Origin of the sequence: Streptosporangium sp. G11, assembly GCF_051192615.1 — a bacterium.
GTDB lineage: Bacteria > Actinomycetota > Actinomycetes > Streptosporangiales > Streptosporangiaceae > Streptosporangium.
Map to the genome: position 1 here is coordinate 86,822 of NZ_JBPJUQ010000003.1, position 15,576 is coordinate 102,397.

Annotated in this window: 13 protein-coding genes; 5 read left to right on the forward strand and 8 right to left on the reverse strand. The window is 70.3% G+C overall.

Translation table 11 applies throughout. From position 1 onward, the window contains the following. Window positions 1-145: 145 nt before the first annotated feature. Complete coding sequence (locus ACSDR0_RS04110) at window positions 146-571, reverse strand: hypothetical protein (protein ID WP_435287362.1); 426 nt, start codon at window positions 569-571, stop codon at window positions 146-148. 51 nt (window positions 572-622) lie between these two features. Continuing rightward, complete coding sequence (locus ACSDR0_RS04115) at window positions 623-946, reverse strand: hypothetical protein (RefSeq protein WP_435287363.1); 324 nt, start codon at window positions 944-946, stop codon at window positions 623-625. A 402-nt stretch (window positions 947-1,348) separates the two neighbouring features. Between ACSDR0_RS04115 and ACSDR0_RS04120 the strand changes: the two genes are divergently transcribed. Continuing rightward, the gene (locus ACSDR0_RS04120) at window positions 1,349-1,771 is read left to right on the forward strand and encodes a DUF6292 family protein (protein ID WP_435287364.1); all 423 of its coding nucleotides are present in this window, start codon (window positions 1,349-1,351) and stop codon (window positions 1,769-1,771) included. A 49-nt stretch (window positions 1,772-1,820) separates the two neighbouring features. Here the strand turns inward: ACSDR0_RS04120 and ACSDR0_RS04125 are convergent, their stop codons facing one another. Continuing rightward, window positions 1,821-3,767 (reverse strand): vWA domain-containing protein, encoded by a 1,947-nt coding sequence (locus tag ACSDR0_RS04125; RefSeq protein ID WP_435287365.1) that lies wholly within the window; start codon window positions 3,765-3,767, stop codon window positions 1,821-1,823. A gap of 9 nt (window positions 3,768-3,776) precedes the next feature. After that, window positions 3,777-5,174, reverse strand: coding sequence for a sigma 54-interacting transcriptional regulator (locus ACSDR0_RS04130; protein WP_435287366.1), 1,398 nt, complete (start codon window positions 5,172-5,174; stop codon window positions 3,777-3,779). Window positions 5,175-5,523: 349 nt separating this feature from the next. Here ACSDR0_RS04130 and ACSDR0_RS04135 point away from each other — a divergent pair, with 349 nt between their 5' ends. After that, complete coding sequence (locus ACSDR0_RS04135; protein ID WP_435287367.1) at window positions 5,524-6,705, forward strand: FIST signal transduction protein; 1,182 nt, start codon at window positions 5,524-5,526, stop codon at window positions 6,703-6,705. A gap of 111 nt (window positions 6,706-6,816) precedes the next feature. On the opposite strand, the gene ACSDR0_RS04140 is transcribed toward ACSDR0_RS04135, so the two are convergent. Then, window positions 6,817-7,422, reverse strand: a complete 606-nt coding sequence (locus ACSDR0_RS04140) for a hypothetical protein (RefSeq protein WP_435287368.1) — start codon at window positions 7,420-7,422, stop codon at window positions 6,817-6,819. A gap of 155 nt (window positions 7,423-7,577) precedes the next feature. On the opposite strand from ACSDR0_RS04140, the gene ilvA reads away from it, so the two are divergent. Then, the gene (gene ilvA, locus ACSDR0_RS04145; protein WP_435287369.1) at window positions 7,578-8,786 is read left to right on the forward strand and encodes a threonine ammonia-lyase; all 1,209 of its coding nucleotides are present in this window, start codon (window positions 7,578-7,580) and stop codon (window positions 8,784-8,786) included. Between the two features lie 172 nt (window positions 8,787-8,958). On the opposite strand, the gene ACSDR0_RS04150 is transcribed toward ilvA, so the two are convergent. The 3 genes from ACSDR0_RS04150 to hppD all read right to left on the reverse strand — a co-directional run bounded on the left by ACSDR0_RS04150 (window position 8,959) and on the right by hppD (window position 12,677). After that, window positions 8,959-10,458 (reverse strand): M1 family metallopeptidase, encoded by a 1,500-nt coding sequence (locus ACSDR0_RS04150; RefSeq protein WP_435287370.1) that lies wholly within the window; start codon window positions 10,456-10,458, stop codon window positions 8,959-8,961. Between the two features lie 72 nt (window positions 10,459-10,530). Beyond that, window positions 10,531-11,304, reverse strand: a complete 774-nt coding sequence (locus tag ACSDR0_RS04155; RefSeq protein WP_435287371.1) for an RDD family protein — start codon at window positions 11,302-11,304, stop codon at window positions 10,531-10,533. Between the two features lie 263 nt (window positions 11,305-11,567). Further along, window positions 11,568-12,677, reverse strand: a complete 1,110-nt coding sequence (hppD, locus tag ACSDR0_RS04160) for a 4-hydroxyphenylpyruvate dioxygenase (RefSeq protein WP_435287372.1) — start codon at window positions 12,675-12,677, stop codon at window positions 11,568-11,570. 102 nt (window positions 12,678-12,779) lie between these two features. Here hppD and ACSDR0_RS04165 point away from each other — a divergent pair, with 102 nt between their 5' ends. Together ACSDR0_RS04165 and ACSDR0_RS04170 are read left to right on the forward strand one after the other, a co-directional pair. Next, window positions 12,780-13,259, forward strand: a complete 480-nt coding sequence (locus ACSDR0_RS04165) for an Lrp/AsnC family transcriptional regulator (RefSeq protein ID WP_435287596.1) — start codon at window positions 12,780-12,782, stop codon at window positions 13,257-13,259. Window positions 13,260-13,360: 101 nt separating this feature from the next. Beyond that, window positions 13,361-15,529, forward strand: coding sequence for a transglycosylase domain-containing protein (locus ACSDR0_RS04170; protein ID WP_435287373.1), 2,169 nt, complete (start codon window positions 13,361-13,363; stop codon window positions 15,527-15,529). Window positions 15,530-15,576: the final 47 nt, after the last annotated feature.

The following is a 15,576-nucleotide window of genomic DNA, read 5'->3' on the forward strand; positions in this document are numbered from 1 at the left end:
GGCGCGGAGAGGGAGACGCGGGCCCGCGGCGGGTCCGGGCGGGGCGCGGCGGGTCCGGGCGGGGCTGCGCGCCGCTCGGACGAGACGGAATCGCCCGGCGCCGCCGACGCGGCCAAGGTGGGTTCGGGGCGGGCCGCCGGGCGGCTCAGGTCGGGTTGCCCCAGACCATCAGCGCCAGGATGACCATCCAGATCAGCACGATCACGCCGGAGAGCGCGGCGATCCGGCCGGTCTGCACCTTGGCGTCGTCGTCCGGGCTCTCGCTGGCGAGGACCCGGATGGCGGTGCTCTGATCCCGGTCCACCATGATCAGCAGCACCGCGGCGACGATGAAAAGCGTCATGGATATCGACAGGTACGGCTTTCCGAGGAATTCGCGGCCAAGCAGCAGCCCGAACAGGAAGACGCCGACGGACGCGAAACCGTAGATGCGCGTGGTCTTGTGCAGATAGCGCAGGACGTCGACGTTCTTGGCGCGGATGAATCTGGGGGTGGACATCGTGGCGGCGGTGATCGGCCCCAGAGCGAAGATCGCAAAACCGATGTGCAGCCAGAGCAGCAGGTCTGTCATGCGCCAGACATTAGTATCCGGTGATCTCGTCTGGGTACAGCTCGCGCGGCGTCACTCGCCGGCGGGGTCTTCCTTAATGATCGTTTGAAGGATGTTCCGGCACAGCGGGCAGGCGTGCTCCGGATCCTTCGCCTTCCGGCAGATGCTGTGGTCGACCTTCAGCCCCAGCAGCCTGCGCGTTCTCGCGGTGGCCCTGCCGGGCGCGTCACCGGTGATCGTGAAGCGGCCGTCCTCGACGTGAATGCTGATCACCACGGCCACGAGGACGATCAGAAAGCCCGCGACGACGATCGCGCCGACTGTCGTGGCCATTATCCACATGGGGCCCTCCGGGACGTGGAGAACAAGCGTTTCCCGGATGCCGCCGCCGTTCAAGACAGGGCTGGGTCACTCGCCTTCGACGGTGTCGTGCCTGTCTCGGGTGTGCGGGACCATGCACAACTCGAAACAGACGCAGACGATGAGCATCAGCGCCACGAGAATTCCCGCGAGCATCGGGCTCACTTCCTCCCCTTTCGAAAACCGTGTTTTTCCTTTACTGGGTAGACGGGGTTTGCTTCAACGCGGTTGTTACGAAAGGGTCACGGTTGAGGTAAGGGGCGGTATCGGTCGTGCGAGATTACCGATCTTCACATTCCGCTCGGAGCACGTCCGCGGGGTGAGTAGGATCGGGGGCGAGCTCGTTCCCGTGTGATGAGATCGGCGGCGCCGAAGCCGTGGTCGTGCCGGGCGGGCGTTCCATCGGACAGAGTAAGACGGCACAAGGGAGTGCCCGCCGTGGGTGTCAAACATGTTGAGCCGTACACCGAGGAGTGGCGGGACCAGCCGTCCCGCTACGCCGGCCTCGTCGTCGAGGCACTGGGTGACCAGGTCGAGAGCTGGTGGCAGGGCCCCTGCGACCCGCGCACCGTCACCATCCGCCTGACGGGCGGCGACGCGCTGGTCTGGGACGAGGAGAGCGGCTGGCGCCGTGGCCGATACGTCGGCGGCGACTCCGCCACCCCCACGGTCCTCGCCGACGACCGCTATCTCGGCGGTGGCCTCCTGCCCTCCCCCGCGCGGGTCCCCTCCGCGATCGCCGACGCCCGCGCGGGCGTCGGCAACAGCACGGCGTGGCGGCCCTGCTACCGCTCCTACCGCCACTATCGCGACGGTTTCGATCTGGCGCTCGACGGCTACGTAGCCTACGTCAGCGCTTAAAACGCGCCGCCCCGTACGGGGGGACCGGCCGATCTCCCCGTACGGGCACTCAGCGGGTGCGGCGAGCCCGCAGGAAGTCGCTGACGACGTACTCTCCCAGGCGGTCGGCGCCGGGGGAGAAGACCCGCCCGCCGTTGCGCCGCCCGACCTCGTTCACGAACTCCTTCAGGCGCTCGTCGTCGGCGAGCATGAAGACGTTGAGCGTCGCCCTGCGCCGGGTCATCTTGTCGACCTCGGCGAGTGTCAGCTCCAGCGTCTCCTGGGTGGGCGGCCACTCGAAGGCCGCCGAACCGTTGCGCCGCAGGTGGGCCGTGGGCTCACCGTCGGTGACCACGAGCACGACCGGCTCGAAGTCGGGGTGGCGGTCCAGGTGGCGTCCGGCGATCAGCAGGGCGTGGTGCAGGTTCGTCCCCTGGACCATGTCCCACTCCAGCCCCGCCAGCTCGTCGGGCTGCAGCACCCGGGCGTAGTTGGAGAAGCCGATGATCTGCACCGAGTCCTGGGGGAACTTCGAGGCCACCAGCGCCTGCAGCGCCATCGCCGTCTGCTTGGCGGCGGCCCAGGTGCCGCGCAGCGCCATCGAGTAGGACAGGTCGACCAGCAGGCACACCGCGGCCGCCGTGCGCCGCTCGGTCTCGGCCACCTCGAAGTCGTCGACCGACAGGGTCACCGCGCCGCCGCTCCCGCCGCGCCGGACCCCGTTGATCACCGTACGGACCACGTCGATCGGCTGCTCGTCGCCGAACCGCCAAGGCCGTGAGGAGCCGGTGAGCTCGCCGGCCGAGCCCGCGTCCACCTGGTCGTGGTCGCCGCGGCGCCCGCTCTCCAGGGAGGCGAAGACGCGGCGCAGCGCGGTCTCTCCCAGGCGCCGTACGGCCTTGGGGGTGAGCTCCAGCTTGCCGCGCCGGCGCAGGAGGTAGCCCTGCTGCTCCAGCTCGCGCTCGACCTGCTTGAGCGCCTCCAGGTCGTCGACGGCCGACCGGCCCAGGGCCCGCCGGATCGCCGCCTCGTCGATGTCGTCCATGCGGGCGCCGGGGTAGTCCTGGCGGAGCGCGGCCTCCAGCTGGGTCAGGTCGGCGAGCTCGTCCAGCGCGCCCACGGCGTCGGACATCCCCATCGGCTCGTCGCCGCTCAGCCGCTCCGGGGTGTTCCAGGCCAGATCGGGGCGGCGGGCGTAGAGGGACTCGCCCAGGCGGCGCATCTGCTCGTCCAGCCCGGCCTGCTGGAGGGTCTGCTCGATCAGCTGGTCGAGCTCCTCGCGCTGGGCCGGGGTCAGGGAGGCCAGCAGGCGCTGGGTGGCCGCCGCCCGCCGGGCCAGGGCGTCGACCAGCTCCTCCAGGTTCCGTGGCGCCTCTGGGAACATGTCCCCATATTTCGACATGAACTGCTCGAAGTCGGCCTGGGTGTGCTCACCCCGGGAATCCCGGTCGAGCATGTCGTTCAGGTCGGACATCATCTCCCTGACCCGCTCCATGGCGGCCGGGTCGGGGTTGGCCAGAGACTGCCGCATGCCGCGGAACTGGCTGTCGAGCACCTCCCTGCGCAGCAGGTCGCGCAGCTCCTCGAAGGTCCGCTGGGCGGCGGCCGAGCGCCACCGGTAGGTGCCCAGCTCCCGGATGGCGCTCGCCGTGTCGTCGGGCAGGGCGGCCAGCTCCGCCTCGCGCAGCCGGGCCTCGTCCGAGGGGTCGGGGAACAGCTCGGCCCGCTCCTGGCCGATCGCCTTGTCCAGCAGCGCCCTGGCCCGCTCCAGCGTGCCGTCGAGCCGGCCGCGCTCGCGCAGCTCGCGGCGGCGCCGCCGCACCTCGCGGAGAAGATCCTCAAGGCCGCGACGGTCCTGCGCGCCCGGCAGGCCCTCCTTGAGCAGGTCGCGCAGGGCATGGGAGGGGTTGGAACCGGACAGGATCGCGTCGCCCATCCGGTCCAGCGCCGAACGGACGTCGTACGGCGGGGCGAGCGGGTCGGGCCCGTCCCGGTATTCGCCATAGCGATAGCTCATGCAGACACCTCAGGTGCGGTAAACCGTCGTGCCGTCCACCTCGTCCTTGGACAGCCGGCGCAGGAGGTAAAGGCCCTCCATGGCGAATTCCAGCGCGGCGGCGGCGTGTCCGGGGGACTCGTCGCCGATGCCGAGCTGGGACATGATCCTTGCCAGGCCCGGAACCGGGCCGACCCTGCGCAGCAACTCGGCCGCGGGGACCGCCACCCCCGACTCGACCTGGACGCCCTCGGAGAACTTCTCCAGGAGCGGGTTCAGGTCGGCGCCTCCGAGCGTGCCGCGGAACGTCTCGGCCACCGCCCTGCGCAGCAGGTGCGAGAGCACCTCGGTCTCCCGGCCCTCCTCGCTGACCTCGAACTCCACCTTGCCGCGCAGCGTGTGCACGATCCCCGGCAGGTCGGCGACCCTGGCCACCGCGTGGTCCTCGCCGGTCAGCGCCGCCCGCCGTACGGCCGAGGCCGCCGCGGTCTCGGCGGCGGCGATGGAGAAGCGGGCCGAGACCCCCGAGCGCGCGTCCACCGCGGTGGACTCGCGGACCAGCCGGGTGAACCGGGCGATCACCTCGATCAGGTGGTCGGGCAGGTCGGCGCCCACCTCGCCGAGCGCGGCCTCCTGGCGGATCAGGACCAGCTCGGTCTCGATCGACAACGGGTAGTGGGTGCGGATCTCGGCGCCGAAGCGGTCCTTCAGCGGGGTGATGATCCGGCCGCGGTTGGTGTAGTCCTCGGGGTTGGCGCTGGCGATCAGCAGGATGTCCAGGGGCAGGCGCAGGTTGTAGCCCCTGACCTGGATGTCGCGCTCCTCCAGCACGTTGAGCAGCGACACCTGGATGCGCTCGGCCAGGTCGGGCAGCTCGTTGACGGAGAACACCCCGCGGTTGCTCCTGGGGACCAGGCCGTAGTGGACGGTCTCCGGGTCGCCGAGCGTGCGCCCCTCGGCGATCTTGATCGGGTCGATGTCGCCGATCAGGTCGCCGACGGAGGTGTCGGGGGTGGCCAGCTTCTCGCCGTACCGCTCGTCCCGGTGCTTCCAGGAGATCGGCAGCTCCTCGCCCGCCTCGTCGGCCAGGCGGCGGCAGCGGACACAGGAGGGTTCGTAGGGATGGTCGTTGATCTCACAGCCCTCGACGACGGGGGTCCATTCGTCGAGGAGCCCGGTCACGGTGCGGATCAGCCGGGTCTTGCCCTGACCCCGCTCACCGAGCAGGACCAGGTCGTGCCCGGCGAGCAACGCTCGCTCCAGGTATGGCAGGACGGTGTCGTCGAAGCCCACGATGCCGGGGAACCGCGGCTCTCCTGCCCGCAGGCGGGTCAGGAGATTCTCACGGATCTCGGCCTTTACCGTACGGTGAATATGGCCGCTCGCGCGCAGCTCGCGCAGAGTACGTGGCTCTGGGATTTGAGGCACGGGATCGAGCCTACGTCCACAACGCCCGATGCGGCACTCTCATCCCTCTTTCGGATCTTGGCGATTGCGTGGCGGCCAACGTGAGTGCTTGTGTCGGCAGTGGGGAGAATCGCTCCAAGACAAGACATCGGGTGGCTCCCGGATCAAGGAGCCGGGCCGGCCTCGGAAGGGGCCGCCACGTGGGATCTCCGGCGTTCACGGTTTCGCGGCGCCGACGGACCTCGCGGCAGTTCACGACAGGCCTCACGGCAGGCTTCAGGGCTTCAGGGTGAGATCCGGACGAGATCCGGGCGCTCCCGGCGAGCCACCGGACACGGGACAAGAGGGAGGGGCGAGACGAGTGGCGCTGATGACGAGCCGTTTCGCCGACGGCCTGGCGGTGGGGTCCGATCTGGTCTCCGCGGCCGAGAGCGCGGTGCGCCAAGCCCTGTCCGGCCTGTCCGGACCGGCCGACCTGCTCTGTTTCTTCATCTGCGGGGACGATCCCGACGACGTCTCCCGCGCCGGGCTGCGCGCGATGAGCATGGCGCCCGGCGCCGCCGTCCTCGGGTGCAGCGCCACCGGGGTCATCGGCGACGGGCAGGGGGTCGAGGTCACCCCGGCGGTGAGCGCCTGGGCCGCCTCCCTCGGCGGGGCGCGGCTGACGACCTTCGTGCTCGACACGCTGAGGACCGACGACCGCTTCGTCGTGGTCGGCCTGCCCGACCGCGCCCCCGACGATCACGCGGCCATCCTGCTCGCCGACCCCTACAGTTTCCCCACCGACGGCTTCGTCGAGCGCTCCGAGGAGGTCATGGGAAACCTCCCCCTGATCGGCGGCCTGGCCAACGCGATCCAGGGCCGCGGCGCGGTCCGGCTCTTCGCCAACGGGGAGATCCACACCGAGGGGGCCGTCGGGGTGCTGCTCAGCGGCGCCCTCAACGTCAGCACCGTGGTCAGTCAGGGCTGCCGCCCGATCGGCCCGACGATGGCCGTCACCTCCGTCGAGGACAACCTCCTGCTCGAACTCGCCGGGCAGCCCGCCCTGGCACGGCTGGAGGAGATCGTCAGCGCCCTGGACGAGGACGACCGTGACCTGGTCGCCTCGGGGCTGCAGATCGGCATCGCCATGGACGAGTACGCCGAGAAGCACGAGCGCGGCGACTTCCTGATCCGGGGCGTGCTCGGCATCGATCCCGAGCGGGAGGCCGTGGCCATCGGTGACATCGTCGAGATCGGCCGTACCGTCCGCTTCCAGGTCCGTGATGCCGCCACCGCCGACGAGGACCTGTACGAGCTGCTGGACGCGCACCGCGAGGAGTTCGGCCGGGTGGACGGCGCCCTGCTGTTCTCCTGCAACGGCCGCGGCTCGGCCATGTTCGGCAGCGCCGACCACGACGCCGTCGCCGTCCGCGACACCCTGGGTCCCATCGGGGTCGCCGGGTTCTTCGCCGCCGGAGAGGTGGGCCCGGTGGGCGGCCACAACCACGTCCACGGCTTCACCGCCTCGGTCCTGGTCTTCTCCTCCCACCGGCCGGCCGGCCACCCGTGACGTCGGCCGACCCTGAGCTGCTCGTCGCCGAAGCCGGCGATGAGTTCGGGGCGCGACGGCTGCTCACCGGGTCATCTCCTTCTGCCGGATCCCGGAACGGGCGGCTTCCGGTCACGGGTGGATGATCTTAGCGGTCGAGGGGAGGCCGAAGGCCCGGCGGGCCTCGTCGCCGGTTCTTTCCGCCAGGCCTGGGGAGCCGTGACCACCGAGTTCGTGTGCCCTGGGCGCGCCGTCGGGGGAGAACATCGCGCGGATGGAGGGCAGGTTCTCGGCGCCGTCCCCGGCCTCCCTGACGTGCCGGACCTCGAAGCGGCCTCCGGCGGCCTCCAGCGTGACGAGCAGCGGGACCCTGAAACCGGTTCCCGACAGGAGCGCGTCGCCGGAGCGGGCGAACTCCTCGCACATGGCCACGACGCCGACCAGGTAGGCGTTCGCGCTCTTCCTGCGGATCTCGACGAGCTCCTCGTGACAGAACATCCGCGGATCGAGCTCGGGTCTCTCCTGGGTCAGGAAGGTGTTCCCGACCCGTTCGGGAGCCGTCTGCAGGTGGTCGTCGACCACCCGCAGGAAGGTCGCCCGCGTGGAGGCGTCGAGGGTGAGGACCTCCTCGCGCGCCAGTCCCGTCAGATCCGGCCGCCGCGGCTCCCAGGCCTGCAGGCCCGCCACTCCCAGAGCGACCAGAAGGCAGACCGCCGTCGCCACAACGAGCCGTTTCACGAGGAGATCATCGCCCGGCCCGTCGAGGGACTTCCACCGGTTCCGTCAGATCACCCGCATCGTGCGCGGCGCCGCCACCCGCTGCTCACGATCAGGGGTGGGGGCGGGCTTCGTGTGGGGACGAGGGCGGGCGCGCACGTCGTACGATGATCCGCATGTCAGACCCACAGGTGGCCTACGACGACGTGGTCGCCGCGCGTGAGCTGCTGGCCGACGTCGCCCTGCGCACCCCGCTGCTCCACTCCCACGTGCTCTCCGAGATCATCGGCGGGCCTGTCCACCTCAAGTGCGAGAACCTGCAGCGCTCGGGTTCGTTCAAGATCCGGGGGGCGTACGTCAGGATCGCCGGGCTGACGGAGGAGGAGCGGCGGCGGGGGGTGGTCGCGGCCAGCGCGGGCAACCACGCGCAGGGGGTCGCGCTCGCGTCGGGGCTGGTCGGGGCCAGGGCGACGGTCTACATGCCCCAGGGGGCGCCGCTGCCCAAGGTGGCCGCGACCCGGTCGTACGGCGCCGAGGTGCTCTTCGCGGGTGACACCGTGGACGTCGCGCTGGAGCGGGCGAGGGAGCACGCGGACCGAACCGGGGCCGTGTTCATCCACCCCTTCGACCATCACGACGTCATCGCCGGGCAGGGCACGATCGGGCTGGAGATCGTGGACCAGCTGCCCGAGGTCGGCACGATCGTGATGTCGCTGGGCGGGGGCGGGCTGGCGGCCGGGGTGGCGCTCGCGGTCAAGTCGCTGAGGCCGGGCGTGCGGATCGTCGGGGTGCAGGCGGAGCGGGCCGCCGCCTACCCGGCGTCGCTGGCGGCCGGGCATCCGGTCGAGGTCAGGCCCGCCTCGACGATGGCCGACGGCATCGCGGTGGGCCGTCCGGGCGAGCTGCCCTTCGAGCTGATCCACTATCTGGTCGACAGCGTCGTCACCGTCACCGAGAGCCAGATCTCCCAGGCGCTGGTGCTCTGCCTCGAACGCGCCAAGCAGGTCGTCGAGCCCGCGGGCGTGGCCGGAGTGGCCGCGATCCTGGCCCACCCGCACGTCTTCGAGCCGCCGGTGGTGGCCGTGCTCTCCGGGGGCAACATCGACCCGCTGCTGCTGGCCAAGGTCCTTCGGCACGGTCTGGCCGCCGCGGGGCGCTATCTCACCCTGCGGGTCCCGCTCTCCGACCGGCCGGGCGCGCTGGCGGCGCTGCTGTCGCGGCTGGCGGAACTCGGCGCGAACGTGCTCGACATCGTGCACGAGCGGCTGGGCATGCACCTGGGGGAGGTCGAGGTCCAGCTGCAGCTGGAGACCAAGGGGCCCGTGCACTCCGAGGAGGTTCTGGGCTCCCTGCGCGTCGAGGGATACAAGATCATCGTCGCGTGATCCGCCGAGGTGGGTCGCCCCCGCGTCCCCCGCCTTACGAGGCCTTACGAGGTTTTGCGAGGCCCACGAGGGGCCCGGCTTACGGGGGCGCGAGGGCGTCGCGGCGTTTCGAGGCTCGCCGCCGGGGCACCGGGGCGCCGGGGCAGGTCACGTCACCGGGTGGACGGCCCTGTCACCAGGTCGTCGGCTTCCGCGGGGTGAACAGCCAGGCGTCGAAGAGGGCTCCGAGCTTCTTGCCGGAGATCTTCTCGGCCATCGCGACGAGTTCCGGGGTCGTGACGCTCCCGTACTTGTGCGCGGCGTTCCACTCCTTCAGGAGCCTGAAGAACGCCGGGTCGCCGATCCGCTGCCTGAGCGCGTGCAGCGTCATGCCGCCCCGGGTGTAGACGGAGTTGTTGAACAGGTCGTTCGGCCTGGCCTGGCCTGGGGCGTAGCTCCAGATGGGGTCGTCGGCCCCGGCGCTGTAGTGCCTGCGGAAGAGCTGCTCGGCGGTGGCCTGGCCCTCGTGCTCCGACCAGAGCCACTCGGCGTAGGTCGCGAAGCCCTCGTTGAGCCACAGGTCCCTCCACCGCGTGATGCTGAGACTGTCGCCGAACCACTGGTGGGCCAGCTCGTGGGCGATGATGGCGTCGTCGGGGGCGAATCCGCCGTACATGGGCTTGGTCTGGTTCTCCAGCGCGTAACCCGCGGGGAAGTCGTCGACCACGCCTCCGGTGGAGGAGAAGGGGTAGGGGCCGAAGACCGTGCTCCAGTAGTCGGTGACCCTTCCCGACACGTCGTACAGCTTCCGCAGCGAGCCGCGGAACTTCGGGTCGACGGCCGCCACGTTCTTCAGGCCGCCGGGGGTCGTGCCCTGGAGCATCTCGAACTTGCCCAGCGTCATGGTGGCGAGGTAACTGGCCATCGGGTGGCTCTCCCGCCACCGGAAGGTCGTCTTGCCCCCGGCGGTCTTCGGCGCGCCGACGAGCTCGCCGTTGGCCAGCGCGGTCAGCCCAGCGGGCACGGTGACCTCGAAGTCGTAGCTCGCCTTGTCGGAGGGGTGGTCGTTGCCGGGGAACCAGGTCTTGGCGCCGTTGGGCTGGCACGTGACGAACGCGCCGTCCCGGGTCGGGATGAAGCCGTACGTGCCCAGGTTGGAGGAGCCCCGGACGGGTTCGGGTTCGCCAGCGTACGCGACCTCGACGGTGAACACGGCGGCGCTCGAGATGGGCGCGGCCGGGGTGACGTTGAGCTCGGTCCCCGACCTGTCGAATCTCGCGGGCTTGCCGTCCACGGTGATCCGGCCGACGGTGAAGCCGGAGAGGTCGAGGTTGAAGCTCGCCAGGTTCTGGGTGGCCCGGGCCTGGATCTGGGTCACTCCCGACAGGTGCTTGGTGGGCGGGTCGTAGCTCAGCCTGAGCCCGTAGTGGTCGACGTCGTAGCCGCCGTTGCCGTCGGTGGGGAAGTCGGCGTCGCCGATCCCCGGGGCGCCGGGCAGGGCCTCGCGACCGGCGGCGACGTCGGAGGCCGAGGCGACCGGCTTCAGGGGACTCACGGTGGAGGCGACCGGCTTCGCGGGACTCGCCGGAGGGACACTCTCCCCGTTCGACGCCGAGCAGGCGACCGTGCCGACGGTCCCGAGCGTGCAGAGAAGAGCGGCGGTCGCCGTGGTGGCCAGCCGTTTGGACGCCATACGTTAAAGCCCCTTTCCCGGCCGCACGGCCGAGCCCGTGGAATGGCACATTACGCGACTGACCTGCGGCGATCAGGCGTCTATGACAAGCGTTCTGGCCGCGATGTCGTGCACGGCCTGCTTACGTGACCAGAAAAGGATGAAAGCCACGTCTATCCAGCCGAGGCAACAGGTGGAGTACATGAGCCACGTCACCAGTTCGCGGAGCGCGACCTGCCCGACACCGGCTCTTTGACCGCTGATGTCCGCCACGCGTAGCCGGAAGATCTTCTTGCCGAGCGTCTGACCGTTCCAGAAGGCGGTCAGCAGCCAGTAGTACAGGAAGCCGATAACCGCCACCAGGAGAGTCTCCGCGTAGGGTACCTGCACCGATAGACCACTCGCCGCGCCCGTGATGGTGCTGACGGTCCGGTAGGTGAAGGGCGAGGAGATGAGCCCGACGACGAGAAGGTCGAAGATTCCCGCGAAGAGGCGGCGCCAGCGCCCGCCCAGCCTCATGGCGCCCGGCCGGGGAAAACCGCTGGGCGGCTCGCCCGCGGAGGCGTGACCGAAACCGGGGTCGGGGCCGGGCCCGTGGCGGGGGCCGGGGCCCGGCTCGTGGCCGGGAGAGGGGCCGCGGCCGGGGAAGGGCTCGTGCCCGGGGAGGGGCTGGTGACCGGGCTCGTGCCCGGGATCGGGCTTGTGGCCGGAGGCGGGATCGTGCCCGGGGTCAGGCTCGTGACCGGGACCGTGACCGGGACCGGGACCGGGACCGGGACCCGGGCCTTCGTGGCCCGGTCCGGGCGACGCGGGATCGGACCACGGGTCCGATCCCCGATCGTCCGGCGGTGGCGGTACTGATCCCATTCAAGGGTGATCGCCACAAGGCCGCCATCGCAAAGCCAAGGACGGTTATGGGTTGCTCCCGAGCCCCGGCAGGCCCCGGACGGCCCTGGTCGCGGGCCGCTCCGGGGCGCGGTCGGTCCAAGGTCGGGCCATGGTCGGCCATGGTCGTCGGGGCGCTCCGAACGTCGGCCGGCCTCGGGCGCGGGCCGCTTCCGGGCCCTGGACGGGTTCCCTGTCCCTGGTCGCGGGCGCTCCCTGGCCGGACGGCCTCGATCGGCCCCCGGTTACAGGTTGCCCCGCAGGTCCTGCTCGCGCTCGATCGCCTCGAAGAGCGCCTTGAAGTTGCCCTTGCCGAAGCCGAGCGAGCCGTGCCGCTCGATCAGCTCGAAGAACACCGTCGGGCGGTCCTGCACCGGCTTGGTGAAGATCTGCAGCAGGTAGCCGTCCTCGTCCCTGTCGACCAGGATCCCGCGCTTCTTCAGCTCCTCGATCGGCGCGCGGACCTCGCCGATGCGGGCGCGCAGCTCGGGGTCGTCGTAGTAGGAGGCGGGGGTGTCCAGGAAGCTCACACCGGCCTCGCGCATGTGGTCGACGGTGCCGAGGATGTCGTTGGTGGCCAGCGCGATGTGCTGGACGCCGGGGCCGCCGTAGAACTCCAGATACTCGTCGATCTGCGACTTCTTCTTGGAGATCGCCGGCTCGTTGAGCGGGAACTTCACCTTGCGGGTGCCGTCCGCGACCACCTTGGACATCAGCGCCGAGTATTCGGTGGCGATGTCGTCGCCGATGAACTCCGCCATGTTGGTGAAGCCCATGACCCGCTTGTAGAACTCCACCCACTCGTCCATCTTGCCGAGTTCCACGTTGCCGACGCAGTGGTCGACGGCCTGGAACAGGCGGCCGTTGCGCACGTCGGGGGCCGCCACCAGGGGCTTCGCCGCGACGTAGCCGGGCAGGTACGGGCCGCTGTAGTTGGACCTGTCGACCAGGGTGTGCCGGGTCTCGCCGTAGGTCGCGATCGCCGCCGCCACGACCTTGCCGTGGTCGTCCTCCATCACGTGCGGCTCCACCAGACCCCGGGCGCCCTGGGCGAGCGCGTGGGCGTAGGCCGTCTCCACGTCGGGGACCTCGATGGCGAGGTCGATCACGCCGTCGCCGTGCTCGGCCACGTGGCGGGCGACCCCGGTACCGGGACGTACCGCCCCCCGGAACTCGAACCTGGCGGAGCCCGAGGTGAGGACGTACGCCACCTCGTCACGGCTGCCGTTCTCCGGGCCCCGGTAGGCCACGAGCCGCATGCCGAACGCGCTGGAGTAGTAATGGGCGGCCTGCTTGGCGTTGCCCACCGCGAAGACCACGCAGTCCATACCGTTCACAGGAAAGATGTCACTCATGCGCATACTGTCTGGTTTTTTGGGCTGTTTGTGCAACACTGTCTTCAAAGACTGCACAATATGTGCACCTACTCGCCGGTCACCGCGGAGCATCTGTACATCATGACGATCGACCAGCTCGACGCCCGGCTCATCGCCCTGCTGGCGGCGGAGCCCCGGCTCGGGGTGCTGGAGTGCTCGCGGCGGCTCGGTGTGGCCAGGGGGACCGTGCAGGCGCGCCTCGACCGGCTGGTCTCCAGGGGGGTGGTCACCGGGTTCGGCCCGGACATCGCCCCCGCGGCGCTCGGCTACGACGTGACCGCGTTCGTGACCCTGCAGATCCGCCAGGTCAGCGGGCACGATCCGGTCGCCGACCAGCTCGCCGCCATTCCCGAGGTGCTGGAGGTGCACACGATCACCGGCGGCGACGACATGCACTGCCGGGTGGTGGCGCGCAGCAATGCCGACCTGCAGCGGGTAATTGACCTGATCGTTGATGTCCGGGGCGTGGTCAGGACGTCATCGGTGATCGCCTTGGACACCCCTGTGCCATACCGTGTTCTGCCTTTGGTGGCCGATGTCCCGCGCAAGGGGAAGGGCTAGCCGTACCATGCCAAGCAGGGGCCAGACACCGTTATCCATCGTTTACCCTTAACGGTCCGCACCGTCGGGGGTCAGCGGCGGGTCCTATCGGGGGGTCACGCGTGTTAAAGGGCGGGACGAGCAGTCCCAGGAGGAAGCTCCTGAGGATCACACTCATCGTCTTCGGCGTCGGGGTCATCTCGGCGATCGGCCTGCTCGGCGTGGTGTGGGCGATCACCCCCATCCCCGACAGCACGCAGCCAAGGGCCACCGCGCAGGGTTCGGTGATCTACTACCGCGACGGCAAGACCGTGCTGGCCAGACAGGGCGTCAACCGCAAGAGCGTGGCCCTCGACAAGGTGCCGAGGAGCCTGCGGGACGCGGTCATCGCGGCGGAGAACCGCTCCTTCTACGAGGACCAGGGCGTCTCCCTCTCGGGCACCTTCCGCGCCATGTGGTCCACGGTCAGCGGCCAGCAGCTCCAGGGCGGCTCCACGATCACCCAGCAGATGGTTCGCAACTACTACAGCGGCCTCAGCCAGGAACGTTCCATAGTCAGGAAGCTCAAGGAGGTCATGATCTCCTTGAAGGTGGACCAGTCGAAGTCCAAGGACTGGGTGCTGGAGCAGTATCTCAACACGATCTACTTCGGCCGGGGCGCCGACGGGGTCCAGGCGGCGGCCGGAGCCTACTTCGGCAAGGACGTGAGCAAGCTGACCCTCGCCGAGGGCGCCTACCTCGCCGCGGTGATCCAGCAGCCCTCCAGGTTCGCCGACCCGCAGGGCCCCGACCTCTACGCGGCCAGGGACCGCTGGAGGTCGGTGGTCGACGGGATGGTGGACACCGGGGCGATCACCTCGGAGGAGGCCGCCGCGGTGACCTTCCCCAGCCTCCGCAAGCCCAAGGCGGTCTTCGCGCCCAAAGGGCAGGAGGGCTACATGCTCGACCAGGTGACGGCCGAGCTCAAGCGCAGGGGATACACCGACGAGGTCATCAACCAGGGCGGGCTGAAGATCGTCTCGACCTTCGACAAGAGCCTGATGGCGGCCGCCGAGCGCGCCGTCACCTCGGTCCTGCCTGACGACACCCCCAAGAAGGTCCGCACCGGGCTGGCCGCCGTCGACCCCGCCACCGGTGAGGTCGTGGCCTTCTACGGCGGCCGCAGCTACACCGCCAACAAGTTCGACAACTCCTTCTCCGCCAAGGTGCAGGCCGGGTCGACGTTCAAGGCCTACACGCTGGCCGCGGCCCTGGACAACGGCTTCGGCCTCGACACCAGGGTCAACGGCAACTCCCCGCTCCGGATCGCCTCCGCGGACATCCCCAACTCGGGCGGTTACTCCTACGGCGAGGTCAACCTGGTCAAGGCGACCCAGAACTCGGTCAACACCGCGTTCGTCGACCTCGCCCAGAAGGTCGGCCTGAACAAGGTCGTCAAGGTCGCCGAGGAGGCCGGGATCCCCGGCAAGCAGCTCGACCCGCACCGGGGCGCCGCCACGCTCCCGCTCGGCGTGGCCTCGGTGAGCGCCGTCCAGAACGCCTCGGGCTTCGCCTCCTTCGCCGCCGAGGGCGTCCACCGCGAGGCCCACGTGATCCGCTCGGTCACCGACGCCGAGGGCAAGGTCGTCAAGAGCTCCACCAAGGGGAAGCGCGCCTTCGGCGAGCAGGCCGCCGTCGACGCCACCTACGCGCTGACCCAGGTCGTCGAGGCGGGCACCGGCTCCGGCGCCCGCCTCTACGACCGTCCCGTGGCGGGCAAGACGGGCACCACCGACGAGTCGGCGGCCGTGTGGTTCGCCGGGTTCACCCCGCAGCTGGCCGTGGCGGTCGACATGTTCCGCGACGACAACAAGCCGGTGACGGTGAACGGCAGCGCCCTGTACGGCGGTTCCTACCCCGCGCAGATCTGGCGGGCCTTCATGACCGAGGCGATGAAGGGAAAGCCGGTCAAGGAGTTCAAGGAGCCGTCCAACTACGGCTACTCCGATCCGTACGGCGACTACGGCTCCGACGACCGGTACGGCGACGAGCAGGACGGCGGCCAGGACACGGTCACGCCCGGTCCCGACGAGCTGGGCACTCCCGGCCCCGACCAGAGCGCGGACCCCGACCAGACCACGACCCCGGAGCCCGACCAGACCACGACCCCCGAGGACGCCGACGAGGGACCGGGCGGTCCCGGCGACGGCCCCGGGCCCGGCCGGGGTGAGGACCCCGGCGACGAGGGCGACGGCGGTCTCGGCCCCGACGATTTGGGGCGCAGGCTCGGCGACCCCGTCCAGGGCATCTGACTCCGGCCGGGACATCTGATCCCGGCCGGAGCAACCGGTCCCGGCCG

What these genes read in the sequence shown, in the direction of transcription:
- ACSDR0_RS04150 (WP_435287370.1), bottom strand. Translation starts at nt 10,458, where the DNA reads ATGGCGTCCAAACGGCTGGCCACCACGGCGACCGCCGCTCTTCTCTGC.
- ACSDR0_RS04165 (WP_435287596.1), top strand. Translation starts at nt 12,780, where the DNA reads ATGACGATCGACCAGCTCGACGCCCGGCTCATCGCCCTGCTGGCGGCG.
- ilvA (WP_435287369.1), top strand. Translation starts at nt 7,578, where the DNA reads ATGTCAGACCCACAGGTGGCCTACGACGACGTGGTCGCCGCGCGTGAG.
- ACSDR0_RS04155 (WP_435287371.1), bottom strand. Translation starts at nt 11,304, where the DNA reads ATGGGATCAGTACCGCCACCGCCGGACGATCGGGGATCGGACCCGTGG.
- ACSDR0_RS04135 (WP_435287367.1), top strand. Translation starts at nt 5,524, where the DNA reads ATGACGAGCCGTTTCGCCGACGGCCTGGCGGTGGGGTCCGATCTGGTC.
- hppD (WP_435287372.1), bottom strand. Translation starts at nt 12,677, where the DNA reads ATGAGTGACATCTTTCCTGTGAACGGTATGGACTGCGTGGTCTTCGCG.
- ACSDR0_RS04110 (WP_435287362.1), bottom strand. Translation starts at nt 571, where the DNA reads ATGACAGACCTGCTGCTCTGGCTGCACATCGGTTTTGCGATCTTCGCT.
- ACSDR0_RS04125 (WP_435287365.1), bottom strand. Translation starts at nt 3,767, where the DNA reads ATGAGCTATCGCTATGGCGAATACCGGGACGGGCCCGACCCGCTCGCC.